Annotated in this window: 17 protein-coding genes and 1 pseudogene; 4 read left to right on the plus strand and 14 right to left on the minus strand. The window is 68.7% G+C overall.

Going from position 1 to position 16,702, the window contains the following annotated elements; genetic code table 11:
* Nucleotides 1–738 precede the first annotated feature (738 nt).
* Both AC1MGR_RS23065 and AC1MGR_RS23070 read left to right on the plus strand, forming a co-directional pair.
* Nucleotides 739–1,767 (plus strand): IS110 family RNA-guided transposase, encoded by a 1,029-nt coding sequence (locus AC1MGR_RS23065; RefSeq protein ID WP_480233081.1) that lies wholly within the window; start codon nt 739–741, stop codon nt 1,765–1,767.
* Between the two features lie 467 nt (nt 1,768–2,234).
* Nucleotides 2,235–2,462, plus strand: a pseudogene (locus AC1MGR_RS23070) (LLM class flavin-dependent oxidoreductase); the annotation flags it as partial.
* A gap of 297 nt (nt 2,463–2,759) precedes the next feature.
* Here the strand turns inward: AC1MGR_RS23070 and AC1MGR_RS23075 are convergent.
* The 14 genes from AC1MGR_RS23075 to AC1MGR_RS23140 all read right to left on the minus strand — a co-directional run bounded on the left by AC1MGR_RS23075 (nt 2,760) and on the right by AC1MGR_RS23140 (nt 15,105).
* Complete coding sequence (locus tag AC1MGR_RS23075) at nt 2,760–3,398, minus strand: response regulator transcription factor (RefSeq protein WP_480233082.1); 639 nt, start codon at nt 3,396–3,398, stop codon at nt 2,760–2,762.
* Nucleotides 3,395–3,925 carry a hypothetical protein gene (locus AC1MGR_RS23080; protein ID WP_480233083.1) on the minus strand — a complete coding sequence of 177 codons (531 nt, stop codon included), beginning with the start codon at nt 3,923–3,925 and terminating at the stop codon, nt 3,395–3,397. Before AC1MGR_RS23080 ends, AC1MGR_RS23075 begins: the two co-directional genes overlap by 4 nt.
* The gene (locus tag AC1MGR_RS23085) at nt 3,922–4,878 is read right to left on the minus strand and encodes a YncE family protein (protein ID WP_480233084.1); all 957 of its coding nucleotides are present in this window, start codon (nt 4,876–4,878) and stop codon (nt 3,922–3,924) included. Before AC1MGR_RS23085 ends, AC1MGR_RS23080 begins: the two co-directional genes overlap by 4 nt.
* Nucleotides 4,875–5,408 (minus strand): SRPBCC family protein, encoded by a 534-nt coding sequence (locus AC1MGR_RS23090; RefSeq protein WP_480233085.1) that lies wholly within the window; start codon nt 5,406–5,408, stop codon nt 4,875–4,877. The genes AC1MGR_RS23085 and AC1MGR_RS23090 overlap by 4 nt, the downstream gene beginning before the upstream one ends.
* 3 nt (nt 5,409–5,411) lie before the next feature.
* A complete protein-coding gene (locus AC1MGR_RS23095) occupies nt 5,412–6,401 on the minus strand; it encodes a VWA domain-containing protein (protein WP_480233086.1) in 990 nt (329 codons plus the stop codon).
* Nucleotides 6,398–7,042, minus strand: coding sequence for an MxaK protein (locus tag AC1MGR_RS23100; RefSeq protein WP_480233087.1), 645 nt, complete (start codon nt 7,040–7,042; stop codon nt 6,398–6,400). Before AC1MGR_RS23100 ends, AC1MGR_RS23095 begins: the two co-directional genes overlap by 4 nt.
* A complete protein-coding gene (locus AC1MGR_RS23105; protein ID WP_480233088.1) occupies nt 7,039–8,094 on the minus strand; it encodes a vWA domain-containing protein in 1,056 nt (351 codons plus the stop codon). The genes AC1MGR_RS23100 and AC1MGR_RS23105 overlap by 4 nt, the downstream gene beginning before the upstream one ends.
* Nucleotides 8,091–9,014 (minus strand): nonribosomal peptide synthetase MxaA, encoded by a 924-nt coding sequence (locus tag AC1MGR_RS23110; RefSeq protein ID WP_480233089.1) that lies wholly within the window; start codon nt 9,012–9,014, stop codon nt 8,091–8,093. The genes AC1MGR_RS23105 and AC1MGR_RS23110 overlap by 4 nt, the downstream gene beginning before the upstream one ends.
* Before the next feature lie 8 nt (nt 9,015–9,022).
* Nucleotides 9,023–9,877, minus strand: a complete 855-nt coding sequence (locus AC1MGR_RS23115; RefSeq protein WP_471770710.1) for a DUF58 domain-containing protein — start codon at nt 9,875–9,877, stop codon at nt 9,023–9,025.
* On the minus strand, nt 9,874–10,905 hold the full coding sequence (locus tag AC1MGR_RS23120; protein ID WP_108039724.1) for an AAA family ATPase: 1,032 nt from the start codon (nt 10,903–10,905) through the stop codon (nt 9,874–9,876). The genes AC1MGR_RS23115 and AC1MGR_RS23120 overlap by 4 nt, the downstream gene beginning before the upstream one ends.
* Before the next feature lie 157 nt (nt 10,906–11,062).
* Nucleotides 11,063–11,353 (minus strand): methanol dehydrogenase [cytochrome c] subunit, encoded by a 291-nt coding sequence (locus AC1MGR_RS23125; RefSeq protein WP_108039693.1) that lies wholly within the window; start codon nt 11,351–11,353, stop codon nt 11,063–11,065.
* Nucleotides 11,354–11,447: 94 nt separating this feature from the next.
* Nucleotides 11,448–12,041 carry a cytochrome c(L), periplasmic gene (gene moxG, locus AC1MGR_RS23130; RefSeq protein WP_108039691.1) on the minus strand — a complete coding sequence of 198 codons (594 nt, stop codon included), beginning with the start codon at nt 12,039–12,041 and terminating at the stop codon, nt 11,448–11,450.
* A 113-nt stretch (nt 12,042–12,154) separates the two neighbouring features.
* The gene (gene moxJ / locus AC1MGR_RS23135) at nt 12,155–13,003 is read right to left on the minus strand and encodes a methanol oxidation system protein MoxJ (RefSeq protein WP_055954728.1); all 849 of its coding nucleotides are present in this window, start codon (nt 13,001–13,003) and stop codon (nt 12,155–12,157) included.
* 218 nt (nt 13,004–13,221) lie between these two features.
* Nucleotides 13,222–15,105 carry a methanol/ethanol family PQQ-dependent dehydrogenase gene (locus tag AC1MGR_RS23140; protein ID WP_055954725.1) on the minus strand — a complete coding sequence of 628 codons (1,884 nt, stop codon included), beginning with the start codon at nt 15,103–15,105 and terminating at the stop codon, nt 13,222–13,224.
* A 386-nt stretch (nt 15,106–15,491) separates the two neighbouring features.
* Here AC1MGR_RS23140 and AC1MGR_RS23145 point away from each other — a divergent pair, with 386 nt between their 5' ends.
* The gene (locus tag AC1MGR_RS23145; RefSeq protein ID WP_471770716.1) at nt 15,492–15,788 is read left to right on the plus strand and encodes a hypothetical protein; all 297 of its coding nucleotides are present in this window, start codon (nt 15,492–15,494) and stop codon (nt 15,786–15,788) included.
* A gap of 91 nt (nt 15,789–15,879) precedes the next feature.
* Nucleotides 15,880–16,662, plus strand: a complete 783-nt coding sequence (locus tag AC1MGR_RS23150) for a trypsin-like peptidase domain-containing protein (RefSeq protein WP_480234879.1) — start codon at nt 15,880–15,882, stop codon at nt 16,660–16,662.
* Nucleotides 16,663–16,702 lie beyond the last annotated feature (40 nt).

The raw sequence follows: 16,702 nt of genomic DNA on the forward strand, positions 1-16,702 counted from the left end.
TTGGAGGCGGTGGGCAGCGGTATGCCGATGCCCGTTTCCGCGCACCCTACGAGGTCGCCGACGATGTTCTCGACTTCCCGCCCGCTGGCGAGGTCACGGTATATCGAGGAGGTCAGCTGCGAGCCCTTGACCGTCAGTCGGTCGCACGCCGCCGCGTGAAATGCTTAGGGCTGTGCGATACCTTGAGCGCGGATCGTCGCGATGGCCTCGTCGAGAACGGCGAGAGCGAAGGCTGCGCCGCCCGGGACCGCCTCGAGCTTTCCAACCACCCCTCTATCAGGCGGGTGACCGCACCGAGGGAGGTCAGAAATACTCACTTCGCCCACATCTCTCGATGGATCCAACGGGACAAGCGCGACTGGAATCCGCGCCCTCGCATCGAGTCGTGCAAGGCCTAGTCCCACAGAGTCACACTGTGGTCGAGTGCCCCGTAGGCAATGTCCTGGAGCGTGCTGAGGTGCATCACGCAGATAGGCTAACATGACCGCCGAGCGCGCGGCCAGCGCGACCGGCGAATGCGAACTCTCGACCCATTTTGGATCCTTGAGAATACGTCTCCAGGCTGCCGAAGAGTCAAGGGCCTGCGTCTGGGTTGGGTAGATAGTTGCCCGGTTGCTTTCGGGTGCCGAGTTGAGAAAGCAGATGGGGTGGATGGCTCCCGCTCCGACTGACGGCATCTCGGTGCCAAGATGTGGTTGCTGTCGAAGCAGCAGCTACGCAGATGTAGGAGCCATCCCCATGGAGATCACCACCGTCGGCATCGATCTGGCCAAGAGCATCTTCCAGGTTCACGCCGTCGATGCAGCTGGGCAGGTCGTCGTTCGCAAGGCGCTGAGGCGGGCGCAGGTTGTGCCGTTCTTCGCCAAGCTGCCGCCCTGTCTGGTCGGCATGGAGGCGTGCGGAACGTCCCACCACTGGGCCCGGGAACTCATCAGGCTCGGCCATGACGTGCGGCTGATGCCGCCCGCGTACGTGAAGCCGTATGTGAAGCGCGGTAAGACCGATGCGAACGATGCCGCCGCCATCTGCGAGGCGGTGACGCGCCCGAGCATGCAGTTCGTGCCGGTGAAGTCGACCGAGCAGCAGGCGGCGCTGGCGCTGCACCGGACGCGCGACCTGCTGGTCAAGCAACGCACGCAGTTGGTGAACATGATCCGCGGCCTGCTCGCCGAGTTCGGGATCGAGATGGCGCGGGGCCTGCGCCATGCGCTCGAACTGGCGGCCCGGCTCTCGGCCGGAGACGCGGCCGAGGTGCCACCCCTGGCCCAGCGGGTGGTGACCGGGCTGGCCGATCAGATCGGCGCCGTGCAGATCCAGCTCACCCGGCTGGAGAAGGCGTTGTTGGCTTGGCATCGGGACAGCGACCTGTCGCAGCGCCTGGCGACGATTCCGGGTGTCGGCATCGTCTCGGCGACCGCGCTGGCCGCTTCGGTGAGCGAGCCCGAGCGCTTCCGCAACGGTCGACAGTTCGCCGCCTCGTTGGGGCTGACACCGCTGCAGAACTGCAGCGGCGGCAAGGAGCGCCTGGGCCGTATCTCACGCATGGGCGATCGCTACCTGCGCCGCCTGCTCGTGGTCGGCATGACCTCTCTGGTCCGGCGCGCGAAGGCGACGCCGACTTCGGTCGACCCGCGGCTGCCGGCGCTGCTGCAGCGCAAGCCGGTGCGCGTGGTGACTGTTGCGGCGGCCAATCGCACGGCGCGGGTCGCCTGGGCGATCATGACCCGCGGCGGCACCTACCGCGCACCAGCGGCCACGGCCGCCTGACAGCACGGCAAGGAGATTTTTCCAGGTTGCGAGGACGATGAGAGTTGATGGCGAACCGGTCAGACCGGGAGCCGGGACACCCCGCCGAACGTCCAGGGCGTCATAGCCCGCAAAGCAGAGTGGGACCCAGCTCGCGGATACCATCAGGGCCAGCGGTCACATGAACGACTGCATCAATAGGCCGGACACAAGACTGCACCCGACCAGCGCGTCAGAACCTCAATTCGCCCCTTGCAATGCGGGAGCCATCCACACAGGACGCTTGCTTCGGAGACATCGAGAGGTGGCTGGCAACGAGCCGGAAGCCTTCTGCCTTCGTCATTACATGGCGACCGAGCTCTTCACCACGTCTCGGCGGAAGCCCGCGCCGGGATGGCTCGCGTTGAGGATCGGGGCGCTGCGCGGGAACAGCTTTTCGCGCAGCGCGCCCTCTTCGTAGCAAGCTCGCGAGGCGGAGCGCGAGCACGCGCGCCGATGCGGCCAGCGTGATGTTTGCCAAGACCGACGCGGCGGCCTCCCGCCACGTCGGGATTAACGGCGGCACGGCGGCTGGCCTCGTCGGCAGCTACGACACTGTCTCAGACCGCATCCGCACCTTCCATGCCGCCGGCATCGAGCTTTTCATGCTGCAATTTCAGCCGTTCAAGGCCGAGATGCGGCGCTTCGCCGAGCAGGGCATGCCTTGGGTGCGCTGAGGTTCAGGCGCGGGCATGAGCCGTTGGTGGGCGGCAGTGCCACCAGCATGGCTGCGACGAAGACTCTTATCGGCAGCGCCCCACTGACGGGGCCGCCAAGGAAGGCTCGGGACGAAGGCCCGACAGGCCTTACCGCTATTAAATAGGCCTTCCCGATAGTGGCTGGTCGACGGAAGGTCGAAGACAGCCGCGAGGGTCGAGCAAGGCAGGTGACGAGCCAGGGCGTCGTGTGAGCCGAGATGATGGCGTCTTATCTACTCGCGATCTTGCAGCTCGATTGTTCGAGTAGCTCTTAATTTATCTAATGGCCCCTATCGAAAAGCTGATCAGCTCGGCGAAACTGTGTGTTCCAGATTTCCGGCGGATCGCCGAAATGATGTTGACGACGGTCTTGTACTTCATCGACAGCTTGTCGGCGATCGTCTGGTAGGAGTTTCCCTCCTTGATCAGGGTGAGGACTTGCAGCTCGCGCTCCGTGAGATTCACGGCGGTCGAGCGGTGGGCGGTGGCGTTGAGCATGGCCACTCGCAGGGCGAGGTCGTGATCGAGGTAGCTTCCGCCGCTGCGCACTTGGTCGAACGCCCTGAGGAATTCCGCAGCCGGCGCATCCTTGAGGACATAGCCGCTCGCTCCGCTTTCCAACGCGCGTGCCACGATGGTGGGATCGTCGTGCATGCTGAAGGCGAGGATCCGTGTCCGACGCTCCAGATCGCGGATGCGCCGGATCAGGGACAGGCCCGAAACGCCATGGTCGCCGAAGGTGAGGTCCGCAATCACCATGCCCGGACGTTGCCGGTAGAAGGCCCGGTAGGCCTCCACGATGGTGGTCGCCTCGTGGATCGTGTCGATGCCGACATCCTCCATGAGGGTGCGAAAGCCCCTCAGGATTACGGGGTGGTCGTCTGCGATGAGAATACTCGTCGGCTGCGCCCTCATGGCGTGGTCGCCGGTGCGGCGGGTTGCGCGGCGTAGCGCTCGGTCAGACGCGCGAGGGTCTGTGCCCTGTCCAATCCCTGCTGCCGAAGGTTGTAGTAGTGCTGGCACAGCTCGCCGTAGAGCTGCTTGCGGTGGGTCGGGGCCGCGGCCTCCTCGAGACCGTCGAGAAGGTCGGCATAGGTCTCCGGCGCGTCGGCCTCGGCGAGCATCTGCCCGAGTTGCACCGTGCGGTTGGCGATCATGCGGGGATCTTCGATGAAGGTCTCGGCGGCCCGTGCCAGGCTGTGACGCAGGTGGTCGCTGCGGACGTGTACGCCGGCCGCCGGCTGTCCGGGCTCGCGCCGGGCAAGCCAGAGCGCCGGCTCCATGCCGTCGGTGGGCGATAGCCAAGCCGGTACCTCAGCATCGGACTTCGTCGCCACCACCGTCGCCTCCTGCGCGGGCTCGCCGCCGTCGCAGGCGGCCACGCCCAGGGCCAGCACAAGGAGCAGGGGCAGGGCCGGCGCAGAAACGGCAGCGTGCCTCATCGGCCGGCTCCGGGGGGAACCGCAAGGCTGCGTGGACCCTCGGGTACGGCGATCCGGTGGGTCTCGCGCAGCGTCGTCAGATCGATGACGGAGACGGAATCGGAGAACCAGTTGGCGACGTAGGCCCGGTGGCCGGCTACCGCCACGCCCTCCGGGTAGCGCCCGACCGGCACGGCGGCCACCAACGCGCCGCTGACCGCATCGACGACGACCAGGGTTCCGGCCCGCTGGTCGGTGACGAGGATCCGAGCGCCGTCCGGGCTCACGGCCACCCCGTATGGCATGCCGCCCACCGCGAAGGTCGCGACGGTCCGGCGGTTGGCGGTGTCGATGACGCTCACGGTGCCGCCACGCACGTTGGCCACGTAGAGCCTGTCGCCGGCCGGGCTCAGCGTCAGCGCGAACGGCGCCTCACCCACAGGAATCGTCGCGACGCGCGCCATTGCGGTGGTGTCGACGACGCTGACCTGCCGGCTTTCCCGGTCGGCTACATACAGCGTGCCTCGGCCGTCGAGAACGAGGGCGGCCGGTTCGCGGCCGACCGGCACCGTCCCCTCCAATTTGCCGCTTTCGGCAGAGAGCCGCATCACCCGGTTGCCGGCCCAGTCACCGACGTAGAGCTGCGCGCCATCGGCCGAGATCGCAATGCCGAAGGGCTGTCCGGACACTGGATAGGTCCGCCGGATCGACCCGCCGGGTTCATCGACGAGCGTGACCTGGCCCGTATCCGGATGTGTGAGGTAGAGTTGCCCCCCGGGACCCGCCGCTATCTGGGCCGGGCCGCGCCCAACCGCGAGGGGCGCGCCGCCCGACGTGGATCCAGGCGCCAGAGCGACCAGGGTTCCGGCGCCCTGGCTCGCGACGTAGACGGTCTGTGCTCCGGCCATACAGGGCGCGAGGCCGAGAATCAGGCCGACCCAGATGCCTCGTCCAATCACCGGGGCCCCCATCATGGAGTGGCGTTCCCCTCGACCTTCGCCTTCAAACCCTTCAGACCATCTGCGAAGTAGCGGTTCATGGCAGTGCGGCCGGCCTCGTCGCTGAGGTCCTCCGGCGGCTCGTTGCCGGTATCGCCCCGATAGAAGCGGCCGAGCCACTCGACCCGGGAGCCGTCGCCCTCGGGGGACACCGTAAGGGTGGCCGAGTAGGACGAGACCGGAAGCGCCTTCAAATCAGGATCGGACAGGCGGTAGGAATAGCTCCGCCCGGTGGCACTCATCTCGTCGAGCCCTTCGTTCAGGATGCCACCCGCCCTGAGCGTGACCTTCCGCTGGCCGCCGGATCCATTGCCGCCGCTGCCCTCGCTCCTGGCGACATCCGGGTGCCAGGACCCAATGCCCGCGAACTCGCCGACCACCTTCCAGACGGCATCCGGCTTGGCAGCGATGACGATGCTCTGGTCGACTTTCTGCGGCGTCGGGCCGTGGGCGAGGGCCGCCCCGGAGATGAAGATCAGGACGAGAGCGAGAACTCCGAGACGCATCGATCAGGCCTTTTTCCAAGTTGGGAATCCGCGGGCGCGGAGCAGGGGTGTGAGGAAGGCGGCGAGCAACAGCAGCAGGGCAGCCGCTCCCAGAACGGGGCGCGGGTCGAAGCGGCCCGGAACCGGGCGTGGCGTCGCGGCGCCCCTGAGCGGCGCGCTGAGGCCGTGCGGTCCGTCGAGCGGCGCGTAAACGAGGCCGGTCTCGCCGGCGAGGGTGCGCATGTAGGATTCCCGCACCGAGGACAGATGCTCGGTGCCGCTGGCAGCGACCGCGCCGAAGGGGGCATTGCGCGGATTGTAGCCCTCGCGCTGCGCGGCATCGGCCGGCGGCGGGCCGAAACGGTTCTCCTGCTGGACGTCTCCGGCACCGTAGAAGCCGGTCTCGCGGCCCCGGTCATCATAGCGCGGGATCGGTGACAGACCGGGTGCACCCGCCCCCACGATGAGGCCACGCACGCCGCCGGGTCGGCCCTCAAAAGCGGGTCCACCCCGGCTCGGCAGGGGCGGAGCCTCCTGCCCGTCGGTGATGAAAACGAGGTCAGTGCCGAGTTCCCCCGCCATGGCGATGCTGCGGAACAGCCCCGCCGAGATCCGACTGTCGCCCTCCCAGGCCATGCGCCAGTCGATCCCTGCGAGGGCTCCATCAATCGGCGCAAAACCAGCGCACGTCTCGATGGGCGTGAACAGGAGAAAGGGTCGGCGCTCGGTGAAGAGGCCGAGGGCGAACCGCGATCCGCACGGCAGGCCGGCGACGAGGTCGCGCAGCGCCACCTTCGCGGTGTCGAGTCGACTCGTCGGAACTCCGTCGGCGCCGACGTAGTCGCGGACGTTCATGCTGCCGGTGATGTCGACGATCGCCAGGACCGAGACACCGTCGCGGGCGAACGGAACCGGACGCGCGAAAAGGGCCAGGGCCACCAGCACGAGGGCTCCGGCGAGGAGGCGCAGGCGTCCATCCGACAGGTTCCGCAGGATCAGTCTGGGAAGGGTCACGGCTCGCCCCGCGGCTGGCCCGGAATTTCGGTCCAGATCTTCTTCGGTTCGGCCTTCAGTTCGTCCCCGGACTTGCGATCGAACTCCGGAAAGTCGCGCAGGAGGCGCGAGGCGACGTCGAAGTTGAACTTCGCATCCCAGAAATCCGGCCGAGCCTGGAGGGCGCGCCGGTATTCCTGGCGCGCCAGGGTGATGCGGGGTCCGGCGGGGTCGAGGTCGCCGCGCTCGAGGTGGTCGAAGGCCTGACGCAGATGGGCATTGGCGAGGGCGAAGCGGGCACGGGCGGCGCGCTCGACAGCGCCCTGCCGCTCGAGGGCATCGACGAGAGGCTCGATCGCCTCCACGGCGCCGCGTCGGGCGAGGTGCTGGATACGGGCCAGGAGAAGAGCCGGAGCGGACCCGATCGGAACCACGACGTCCTGGCCGGCGGAGAGCGCCCGGATGGCGGCATTGTCGCGCGCGATCCGCCGAGCGTCGTAGCTACAGCCCAGCGCAGCTATACCAAACAGGATCGGCAGCAGGACGAGGAAGCGCGGGCGCAACCGCTGCCAGCCCTCGCGCAGGTCCGTGCGATGCGTGCGGGTGCGGTGCCCGAGGGAGGGTGGCGCTGTGCGCCACGGCAGGATCGCGGTCATCGTCATGCGGCGTGCCTCGCGGGATCGGATGCGATGGCGAGGACCGGGGCGGCCGACCTGCGGGTTCGACGGAGGTCCGCCTCGCCCAGCTTGGCCGCGACGAGGACCACGAGTCCGGCGAGGCTGGCGGCGTAGGCGAACCCTGCCAGATCTCGGCGGGGACGCTGCTCGGTGTAGGGGATCGGGTCGCGCTCCAGCCGCTCGATCTGGGCGATCGCCTCGGCCACTGCCTCCGCACCCTCGGCCTCGAAGGCACGGTAGGGCGTCCGCAAACTCTTGAAGAACAGGTCGAGGTGGCGCTCGGGCGCCGCCTGCGGGGTGTCCTCGCCCGCCGGCCGATCGGAGATGGAGGGCGAGCCCTTCGTGCGCAGGAAGAGCCAGTAGAGGTTCGGCCGCAAGCGGGTGAACGCGGCGCGCAGGGTGTCCTGCACGCGCGGGTCGATCACGGCCGCTCCGTCCGAGACCAGCAGAAGCGCCCGGGAGGTGGCGGGGCTGGCCGGCCCGAACTGAGACAGCGCCATGGCGAGGCCGCGGGCGATGTTGGTGTAGTCGAGGCCCGGCCGGTCTATGGCCGCGATGGCCGCCCGGACCGCCGCGTGCCGGTCGGTCATGGGAATCACCAGCATCGGCGCCGTCGAGAACGCCGTGACCGCGAACTGGTCGTGTGCTCGGCTGCCCACGAAAGCAGCGAGCAGTCGGCGCGAGGCGGCGGCCTTCGATTCCTCGGCGCCGGAGGGCTGCCGTCCGGCAAAGGTCTCGTTCATGCTGCCCGAACGGTCGATCAGGATCGAGACCTGGGCGCCGATCCCGGTTCGCGTGAGGGTCTCGCCCCGGCGGTAGGGACCGGCCAGGGCGAGGATCAGGCCCGCGATAGCGACGATTCCGGCCACGCGCAGGAGGGCGCCGATCGCTCGCGACGGGCCGTCGGGCGGGACTGCCGCCAGGGCGGCCACGGGGACCCGGCGCTGGGCCGAGGTCAGGAGCGGCAGCAGGGCGAGAGGTAGGAGCCAGAGCAGCGCCGGATGGTCGGCGGAGAAGCGGGCGAGCGCATCGATCATGCGGTGCGCTCCGCGTGCGCGAGGCGCCGCGCGAGAGCGGCGAGATCGGCCAGGGCGAACGCGCCGAGCTCCGGCTCCGGGCCGGGACCGAAGAAGGTCCGGCGGGAAGCCGCGAAGAACCGGGCCAGGTCCGGCCCCTCCGGCGCGTAGGCCGGATGGGTCTTCAGGAAATCGTCGAGATCATCGGCGAGCAGCCGACGGCCGGCTGCCGTATCGAGGCCGACATGGAGCGCCAGCAGGGCGTCGCGGTAATGGGGTGTCGGGTCCGGCCGGCGTGCCAGAGATCGGATCCGGCGGGCCGCGAGGGCGAATGGACGGTCGCGCCGGGCCCTGAACGGCCACCAGGTCCGGTCCCGGGCGAGTCCCGCGAGGGCCAGGAGGGCAAGGGTGGCGGAGCCGGCGGCGCCGAGGAGCAGGGGCCGCGGATCGCCGGGGCCGACCGTCCCGTCGGGACGCATGTAGTCGCGCGGGTCGTCCCGGGCGGGCGGCTGGACTTCGCGCAGCGGCGAGACGTTGAACGACCAGGCCGGCACCGCGGCCTTGACGGTGGTGGCGCCGTGATCGCTCTCGCTCACGAAGGTGACGGTGAAGCCCGGGATCTCCAGGGCGCGGGCATCGAGGGCGGCGTAGAAGGTCTGATAGGTGAGGCCGAGGCGCACGCGCTGGGCGTCGCCGTATACCGACGCGGTCGCGTCGAGGTCGCGCAGGTCGAGCCAGTAGGTGAGCGCCCCGGGCTTCGGCAGCGACGCGGCCTGGAGCCGGAAGCCCGGCTCGACCACGAGGTCGACTTCGGCTCGGACCAGGTCCCCGAGGAAGTAGCCGAACGGGCGCGGCGTGCGGACCTCGACGGAGCGGACCTGGGCCCCGGCCGGGCCGGACAGGAGCAGGGCGAGGATCAGGGCGAGGCAGCGGGTACGCATGGTCCGCCTCAGGCGCCGAGGAGGTGGCGACTGACCGCGTCGGGATCGAAGCGGCCGGCGAGACGGAAGGGCGGGCGGCCATGGGCCGTCGCGAGGCGCCGCAGGGTCTCGATCCGGGCGGCTTCGCGGGCGATCCAGCGCCGGCGCAGGGCGGGTCGCATGAAGACCAGCCGGCGCCCGGCGCCTTCGAGATCGTCGAGTTCGAGGAGGCCCCAGTCCGGCAGGCCCTCCGCCTCGGCGGCGTCGCCGAGAAGCACCGGGACCAGGTCGTGCCGGCCCAAGGCGGCGAAGACCTCGGTGATCAGCGCCTCCGGCCACCGGAAGTCGGAGAGCAGGAACACGATCTTCGGCCGGCCGGCGAGGCGGCGGGTCGCCCCCACCATGCCGGCGGCGCCGTGGCCGGTGCAGGCGGCGTCCGCGAGGCGCCGCGCCACCTCGGCGGCCCGGGTCGGGGCGCGGCTGGGCGCCAGGAACACGTCGTCCCGCACCCTCTCGTCACAGCCGATGAGACCGAAGGCATCGCCGATCCGCGTGGCCGAGGCGGCGAGGCCGACGCAGAAGGCGGAAGCCAGGGCCATACGGTCTGCTTCGCCGGTGAAGCGCATGGAGGCGGAGAGGTCGAGGAGTGCCCAGACCTCCACCGGGGTGCGCGCCTCGAAGCGGCGCACGACGGTGCCCTCGAAGGGGTCGCGCAGGGTCGCGCGAACGTCGATGCGGCGGGCATCCGGCATCCGCAGGAACGGCACCTGATCGCGAAAGGTGCCGAGGCCGCCGGCCTCGCGACCGCGATGGGCGCCGGGGCGGGTGCCGGGCAGGCGCCCGCGGGGGCGGTAGACGATGTCGGGTTGCGCCGTCTCCGTCATGGCGCCGGCACGATCTCGAACACGGCCCGGCAGAGCTCGGGCATGATCGCGGCCCGGCGCAGCTCGTAGATCGGCTCCAGGAAGACCCGGTGGGCCATGACCTCGGGGAAGACCGCCCGGACGTCCTCCGGCACCATCCAGTCGCGGCCTTCCAGCCAGGCGCGGACGCGGGCGGCGCGGACCAGGAAGGCGACGCCGCGGGGGGAGGCCCCGCCCTGGACCAGGCCCTCCATGTCGAGGCCGGGCAAGCGGATGCCGGCCTGCCCCGGCCGCACCAGCGCCTCCCAGAGACCGATCACGTAAGCCTCGATGGCGGGGCTCGCCTGGATGCCGTGCTGGATCGCGGCGGCGATGCCCGCGAGGGCGGCATGGTCGAGGACGTCGCCGTCGAGGCCGGCGATCAGGGCGTCGGTGTCGTGGAAGCGCGGATCGAAGACCAGGGCCCGGCGGGCTTCGGCATCCCGGGGCGCTTCGAGCCCGATCTCCATGAGGAAGCGGTCGCGGGCGGCGGCGGGAAGCTCGAAGGTCTCCTCGCGCTCGACCCGGTTGCGGTCGGCGAAGACCTGGAGGTTGGGAAACCGGTACTCCCGATTGAAAGCCGTGAGCGTGCGCTCGGCCATCAGGCGCAGGAGCAGCGCGTGGACCTGGGGCCGGGCCCGGTTGATCTCGTTGAAGAAGAAGATCGACAGGTCCTCGGATTGCCGCAGGACCGGCCCCGGCTCGACCCGGGGGCGGCCGTCCTCGGCGAGGTAGGTGTGGTAGACGAGGTCGGTGGGCATCATGTCGACGGTGCCCTCGACGCGGGCATAGGCGCCCCCGACGGCCCGAGCCACGGCGCGCAGCAGCGTGGTCTTGCCGACGCCGACATCGCCCTCCAGCAGGACGTGGCCGCGGGCGAAGAGCGCGATGGTCAGGAGCCGGATCGCGCGTGCCTGTCCGAGCACAGCCGCGCCCACCGTCGTCTCGAAGCGGCCGGCCGCCTCGCGCCAATCGGTGAGCATCGCGTCGCCGGAGCGGAACTGGTTCATCATGGTTCGCCTTGGAGGAACGACCGCGACCCGGGACGGCGCGTCTGCAGGTCGCCCGGCCGGATCGCGGTCGAAGCGACGGCCGCCCGCGGGGTTAGGGACGACCGTCGATCCCGCTCGAAGACCCGAACAGAAGGGCTCGAAAGGAATCCCGGGATCAGTTCGAGGACAACTTGGTGACGTCGTACTCGAACTTGCCGGTCTTCTTGGCGGCATCGATGCGCTTCTTGTTGCGCTCTTCCATGGCCTTGATCGACTCGGATTGCTTGTTGAGCTCCTTCGGGTCGTGCTTCGGATCGTACTTCGTGCCGGCGATCTTCTCGGGGAAGCCGGGCTTGGGCTCCCAGCAATTCCCGGCGGCCTTGCACTTGGTGCCGTCATAGGCGAGTGCCGGGAGCGCGAGCAGCGCGCCCGCACCGAGGGCCAGGGCCGTGATGAATGTCCGCATGGTCGTCTCCTTGATCGATCGCGTTTGGGGTGATCGGATGTTGCGGCTCTGCGCCGTGGTGGCTCACGGATGGCGCCCGTGACTTCCTCGGACGTCACTCCGCCAGCGGCGGACACTGACCCTTGACGTCCTTGGGGAAGGTCTCGCCCTGCTTGTAGGGCGTGTAGTTCTTCTTCTGCGCGTCGTTGAGCCAGACCGCATCCTGGACCGGACCGGTATAGAGGTGCCGGATCCAGGCGATGACTTGAAGCATCTCGTCGGGGGTCAGGTTCTCGTTGTGCGGGCCCATCATGCCGTTGGCGCCGCCGAAGATCGTGGCGAACAGGCCGGTGTCCTCGGTGTTGGCCGGATAGGTCCAGTAATTGTCGTTGAGCCCCGGTCCGAGCTTGCCCTCGGCCAGGTGGCCGTGACAGCCGGAACACGAGGTGGCGAAGAGGGACTCGCCGTTGCGCAGGCAGGACTTGTCGTCGATGTAGGGGTTCTTGCCGGTCTGGAAGAAGTCCTTCACCGCCGGGGTGTCGCGGCCGCCCTCCTTGCCTTCGGCGACGTTGAGCTGCTCGCCCGTGACCGTGTTGCGGAAGACGAAGCCGGTTTGGGGGCCGGCGGCGGGCTGGGCCAGCGCCGCGACGCCGCCCAGCACCGCGGCGAGGCTGAGGCAGATGGCCAGGATGCCGTGGGAATCACGCATGAATTCGACCTGATGACGCCGGACGGCTGACCGGCCGGGCGGGGCTGGACCGGACGCCCGTCGGGGCGCCGGCGAGGGAGCGGATCTCGGGGACGAGCGCGTCGGGCGCCGCGTCAGTTGGTGACGGGGACGAGGGGCACGCCGTCCTGCTTCAGGATCGCCTCGATCTTCGGCTTCGCCTTGACGATGGCCGCATCGAGGGCGGCCTTCAGGGCGGCATCGTCCCGCCGCACGCCCATGGATTGGTCGAAGCTCTGCGGCATCTTCCGGCCGTCGCTGCGGGTGGTGTCGTCGGGCACCAGGGTCATGCGCAGGGGCTGGGCGGAGTCCTTGACGTAGCGGGCGACGTCCGGGCCGAAGGCGACCGCCACGTCGGCCTTGCCGGTGGCGACCTCGCTGACCATCCGGGCCGGATCGATCTGCGTGTAGGTGTTGCGGGCCGCGCGGAAGTTCACCAGCGAGTAGAGGTAGGCCATGTCCTCCTCGTAGCGGCCGATATCCTTCAGCATGACCTCGCCGGGGGTACCGAAGCCGACCACCATGTGGTCGACGGTCTTGAGCCGCGGATCGGACCAGGACTTCACGTCGAGGTCGCGGTCGGCGCGGGTGATGAACACGTAGCCGCTGCGGTAGTAAGGCTTGGTCGTAAGCACCCGCTGGTCGTCGCTGTCGAGGCCGACCACCACGTCGCAGAGCTTCTTGTCGAGGCTGTCGCGCACGAGGTAGATCGCCGCCTTGTCCGACCAGACGAACGCGGCCTGGCGCCCCATCGCCTCGGCGACGGCGGCGGCGATGCGGTTCTCCAGCCCGCTGCCGTCCTTGAGCGAGAGCGGCGGCTGGTTGGCGGCGCACACCCGCAGTGTCTTTTCGTCGGGGGCGGATTTCGTATCGCCTTGCGCGAAGGCGCCCCCGCCGAGGGCGAGAAGAACCGCGGCGGACAGGCATGCTGTAGCGAAGGACATGGGAGCGTTTCCGTTGTTCTTGTTGGTCGAAATCTTCTGGGACCGAACCGCGGCGCGTCGGGCACTGCCCTCCTCCCCCTGTGGGGAGGCGTTGGAGGTGGGAGTGGTCGGGTGACCCTCGACGGACGAAGGCCAGCGGAGCCACCCCCACCCGTGACCCCTCCCCACAGGGGGGAAGGGGACGCGCTCACGATGCGGGCGCTGCCTTGCCGTGCTGCCTACTTCGCCGCCGCCGTCTGGTACTCGCCGACGTTCGGATCGTCGTAGGGGCCCTTGCCGCCCAGCGAGAACACCATCACGCCGCCGCCCATCTGGGTGTAGTTGGCGAGCTTCTTGAAGGCGCCCACCGCGCCGAGGCCGGCGGTCGGGTCCTGCAGGTCGAAGACCAGGCCGACGCCCGGCCAACCGCCGACGCCGTAGTAGATCGCCACGTACTGCTCACCCTTGTGGGTGTAGGTGATCGGGTAGCCGATGGCGCCGGAGGGCATCTTGAACTTCCAGAGGAGGTCTCCGGTGTCCGAGTTGCGCGCCTTGATGTAGCCGTCGAGGGTTCCGTAGAACACCAGCCCGCCGGCGGTGGCCGTCGTGCCGCCCCAGACCGCGAAGCGCTCCATCTTCTCCCACTGGAAGGCGCCCGTGATCGCGTTGTAGCTCTTGATCTGGCCGAGGCCCTCGTAGTTCTGCCGGTCGCCCTTCGGACCCGGATACATGTTCAGTGTCGCGCCGACGAAGAACTGACCCGCGCGGTAGGGCAGCATGAAGGGCTCCCAATCCATGCAGATGTGGTTGATGCCCATAAAGAACGCCTTGCGCTCCGGATCGTAGGAATCGTGGCCCTGGTTGTGGTAGCCCATCGCCGAGGGACAGATGTCCTTGCCGAGATGGTCCATCCGGGTGCCGTATTCCGGGTCGCGGACCGGCTGGCCGGTCTTCAGGTCCACGGACTTGAAGACGTTGACGGTGTCGTCGATCTTGTTGGCCGAGACCAGTGAGCCGTCCGTGCGGTCCAGCGTATAGACGATGCCGTTCCGGTCCGGATGGGTCAGGAGCTTGCGGTCCTTGCCGTCCTTGTCCTTCTGGTTCGAGAGCATCATCACGTTGACGCCCGCGTAATCCCACTCGTCGTGCGGGGTCTTCTGGTAGCCGAACTTGGCCTCGCCCGTGTCGACGTCGCGGCCGAAGATCGTCATCGTCCACTTGTTGTCGCCCGGACGCATGGTCTCGTTCCACGGCGCCGGGTTGCCGGTGCCGAAGTAGATCAGGTTGGTGCCGGGATCGTAGGCGTACCAGCCCCAGTTGGTGCCGCCGCCGATCTTCCAGGCATCGCCCTCCCAGGTGGAGGTACCGAGCCCCTTCTGTCCGTAATGGGCGTTGCGGATGTTGAAGTCGTCGGCCAGCAGCAGGTCCTTGTCCGGGCCGGTGGCGTAGGCGCGCCAGACCTGGGCGCCGGTCTTCACGTCGTAGGCGGTGAGGTAGCCGCGCACGCCGAGTTCGGCGCCGGAGGAGCCGATGATGACCTTGTCCTTGACCACGTAGGGCGCGATCGTCAGCGTCGAGCCGACCTTGATGTCGGAGTTCTCGACCTTCCAGACGGTCTCGCCGGTCTCGGCGTTGAGCGCCATGACGTTGCCGTCGAGGAGCGTCTTGAGGATGAGCGCCGGGGTCTTGCCGTCGCCGGGCCAGTAGGCGAGGCCGCGGTTCACGAGATCGCAGCAGGCCACCGCGCGGGCGGCCGGGTTCTGCTTGGGCTTGTCCTGCCAGAGGATCTTGCCCGGATCGTCGAGGCCCAGCGCGAAGGTGTTGTTGGGGAAGGAGGTGTGGACGTACATCTTCCCGTCCACCACCACCGGGGCGCCCTCGTGGCCGTTGAGCAGGCCGGTGGAGAACGTCCAGGACACCTTCAGGTCCTTCACGTTGCTGGTGTTGATCTGCTTGAGCGGGCTGTAATTGTCCGAGTCGTAGTTCTTGCCGGGCATCACCCAGTTGGCGTCGTCCTTCGCCATCTCGACGAGCTTGTCGTTCGCCGCAGCCATGCTCGGCAGACCCAACGGCGCCAGGGCGCCGAGCGCCATCACCGAGACCGAAGCCAGAAACCTGTTCATCCCAACGTCTCCTACCCTGATGGCCGCGTCCGTCGACCATCCGGTCGGGCGCAGCCTTTGATTTCGCCGGGTCAGCACAAGTCCCTGTATTGATCCCAGGAACTCGTCGTATTCATAAGAGCATCTTGAGATATAGAGCTTCTTATGAATGTTTTATTACTGATCGGCTGGCTATTCATACAAGCATTTGTCTTTCGCGCTGTCTGCGGGATGTTGGCACTTTTTTATCGGGATCAATCGGCAATCGATGCTGTGAAAACCGGAATATAGAGGCCTTTTCTCTGGCAATTCGAGGAATATCAGCCGGGCAATTGACAGGATGTCTCCCGTGGAAGGATGGTGTGTCCGATCGTGCAGCTTGAGAGATGCGGGAAAGTCTTTTGAATATGGTTCGCAATCTTACTGTATTCTTATTCTGTGCTGTCGGCGCGGCTTCGCGCGCGGAGGCGGCACGCCTGACGCTGGACGATCCGGTCGCGAGCTGGTCGCGCACCCCGACCGCGGACCGGGTCGATTTCGCCACCCGGATGGGCAAGGCGTTCTCGAGCCTCTCGCCGCAGCTCGACCGGGACTATTTCGTCCGCTGCCTCGAGGAGACGGCGAATATCGGCAATCCGCGCGACACCAAGCTGGAGCAGGCTGTGAAGATCTGCGTCTCCGTCCACCAGACCGCCGACGAGTAGGCGCTTGGGCCAGGGCAGCGGTGGACGGAAGCGATCGATTCGGGCGCGCGTCCGAGGGGGCGGAGCGCTGGTGGGCCTCGCGCTCGCCGGGGTGGGGCTCGTCGGCCTCGGCTGGAGCGGTGCGGGACGGGCGGAGAGCCCGCAGCGCTGGGCGGCGCTCTATCCGCAGGACGACCGGCGCGAACTGGAGGGGGCGGATTACGCCCGCTATCCCGGCGCCGGCGTCCTCTACTGCCGGGCGGACGGCATTCCCCGGAAGGCGGCCGCCGCCTGGCTGATCGGCAGCCCGCGCCTCGTGGTGCTGAACGCCCACAACTTTCGCAGCCGGCACCTGGAGCCCACGCGCGACATCGCCGACTGCTTCTTCCAGATCGGCGGCCGGAACTACGCCTTCGCCCCCGAGACTCTGCGCCTCGGCACCGTGCCGGGGGCGATGTCGCTGCACATCACCGACGATTGGGCGCTGGTCGACCTGGCGGAGCCGGCCGAGGGCGTGCGTCCGCAGCCGGTGCCGGCCTCACCCGATCTGCCGACCGGATCCGTGCCGCTCCCGGTCGTCATGGTCTCCCCCGGCGGCCATGCGAACTATCCCGGCCAGAGCAGCCGCGAAGCCTGCACGATCCACCGGATCGATCCACCGAGCGAGGATGCGATCCGGCGCGTCCGCCACGACTGCAACAACGGCTACGGCGGCTCCGGCTCGGGCCTGTTCGACGCCGAGGGCCGCCTCCTCGCCCTCCACAGCGCCTCGCTGTCCATGAACTCGCGCCGACCCTTCGACATCGAGTACCATTACGGCTCGGCCCTGCTCTTCGAGGGCGGGCTCACGGAGGCCATCCGCGCCCGTCTCGCCGCCGACCCGACGGTGCGCTGAGCGGCGGACGCGGCGGACGGCGATCGCGGCGGGGGCATCG

The organism is Methylobacterium sp. BI1 (assembly GCF_056680125.1).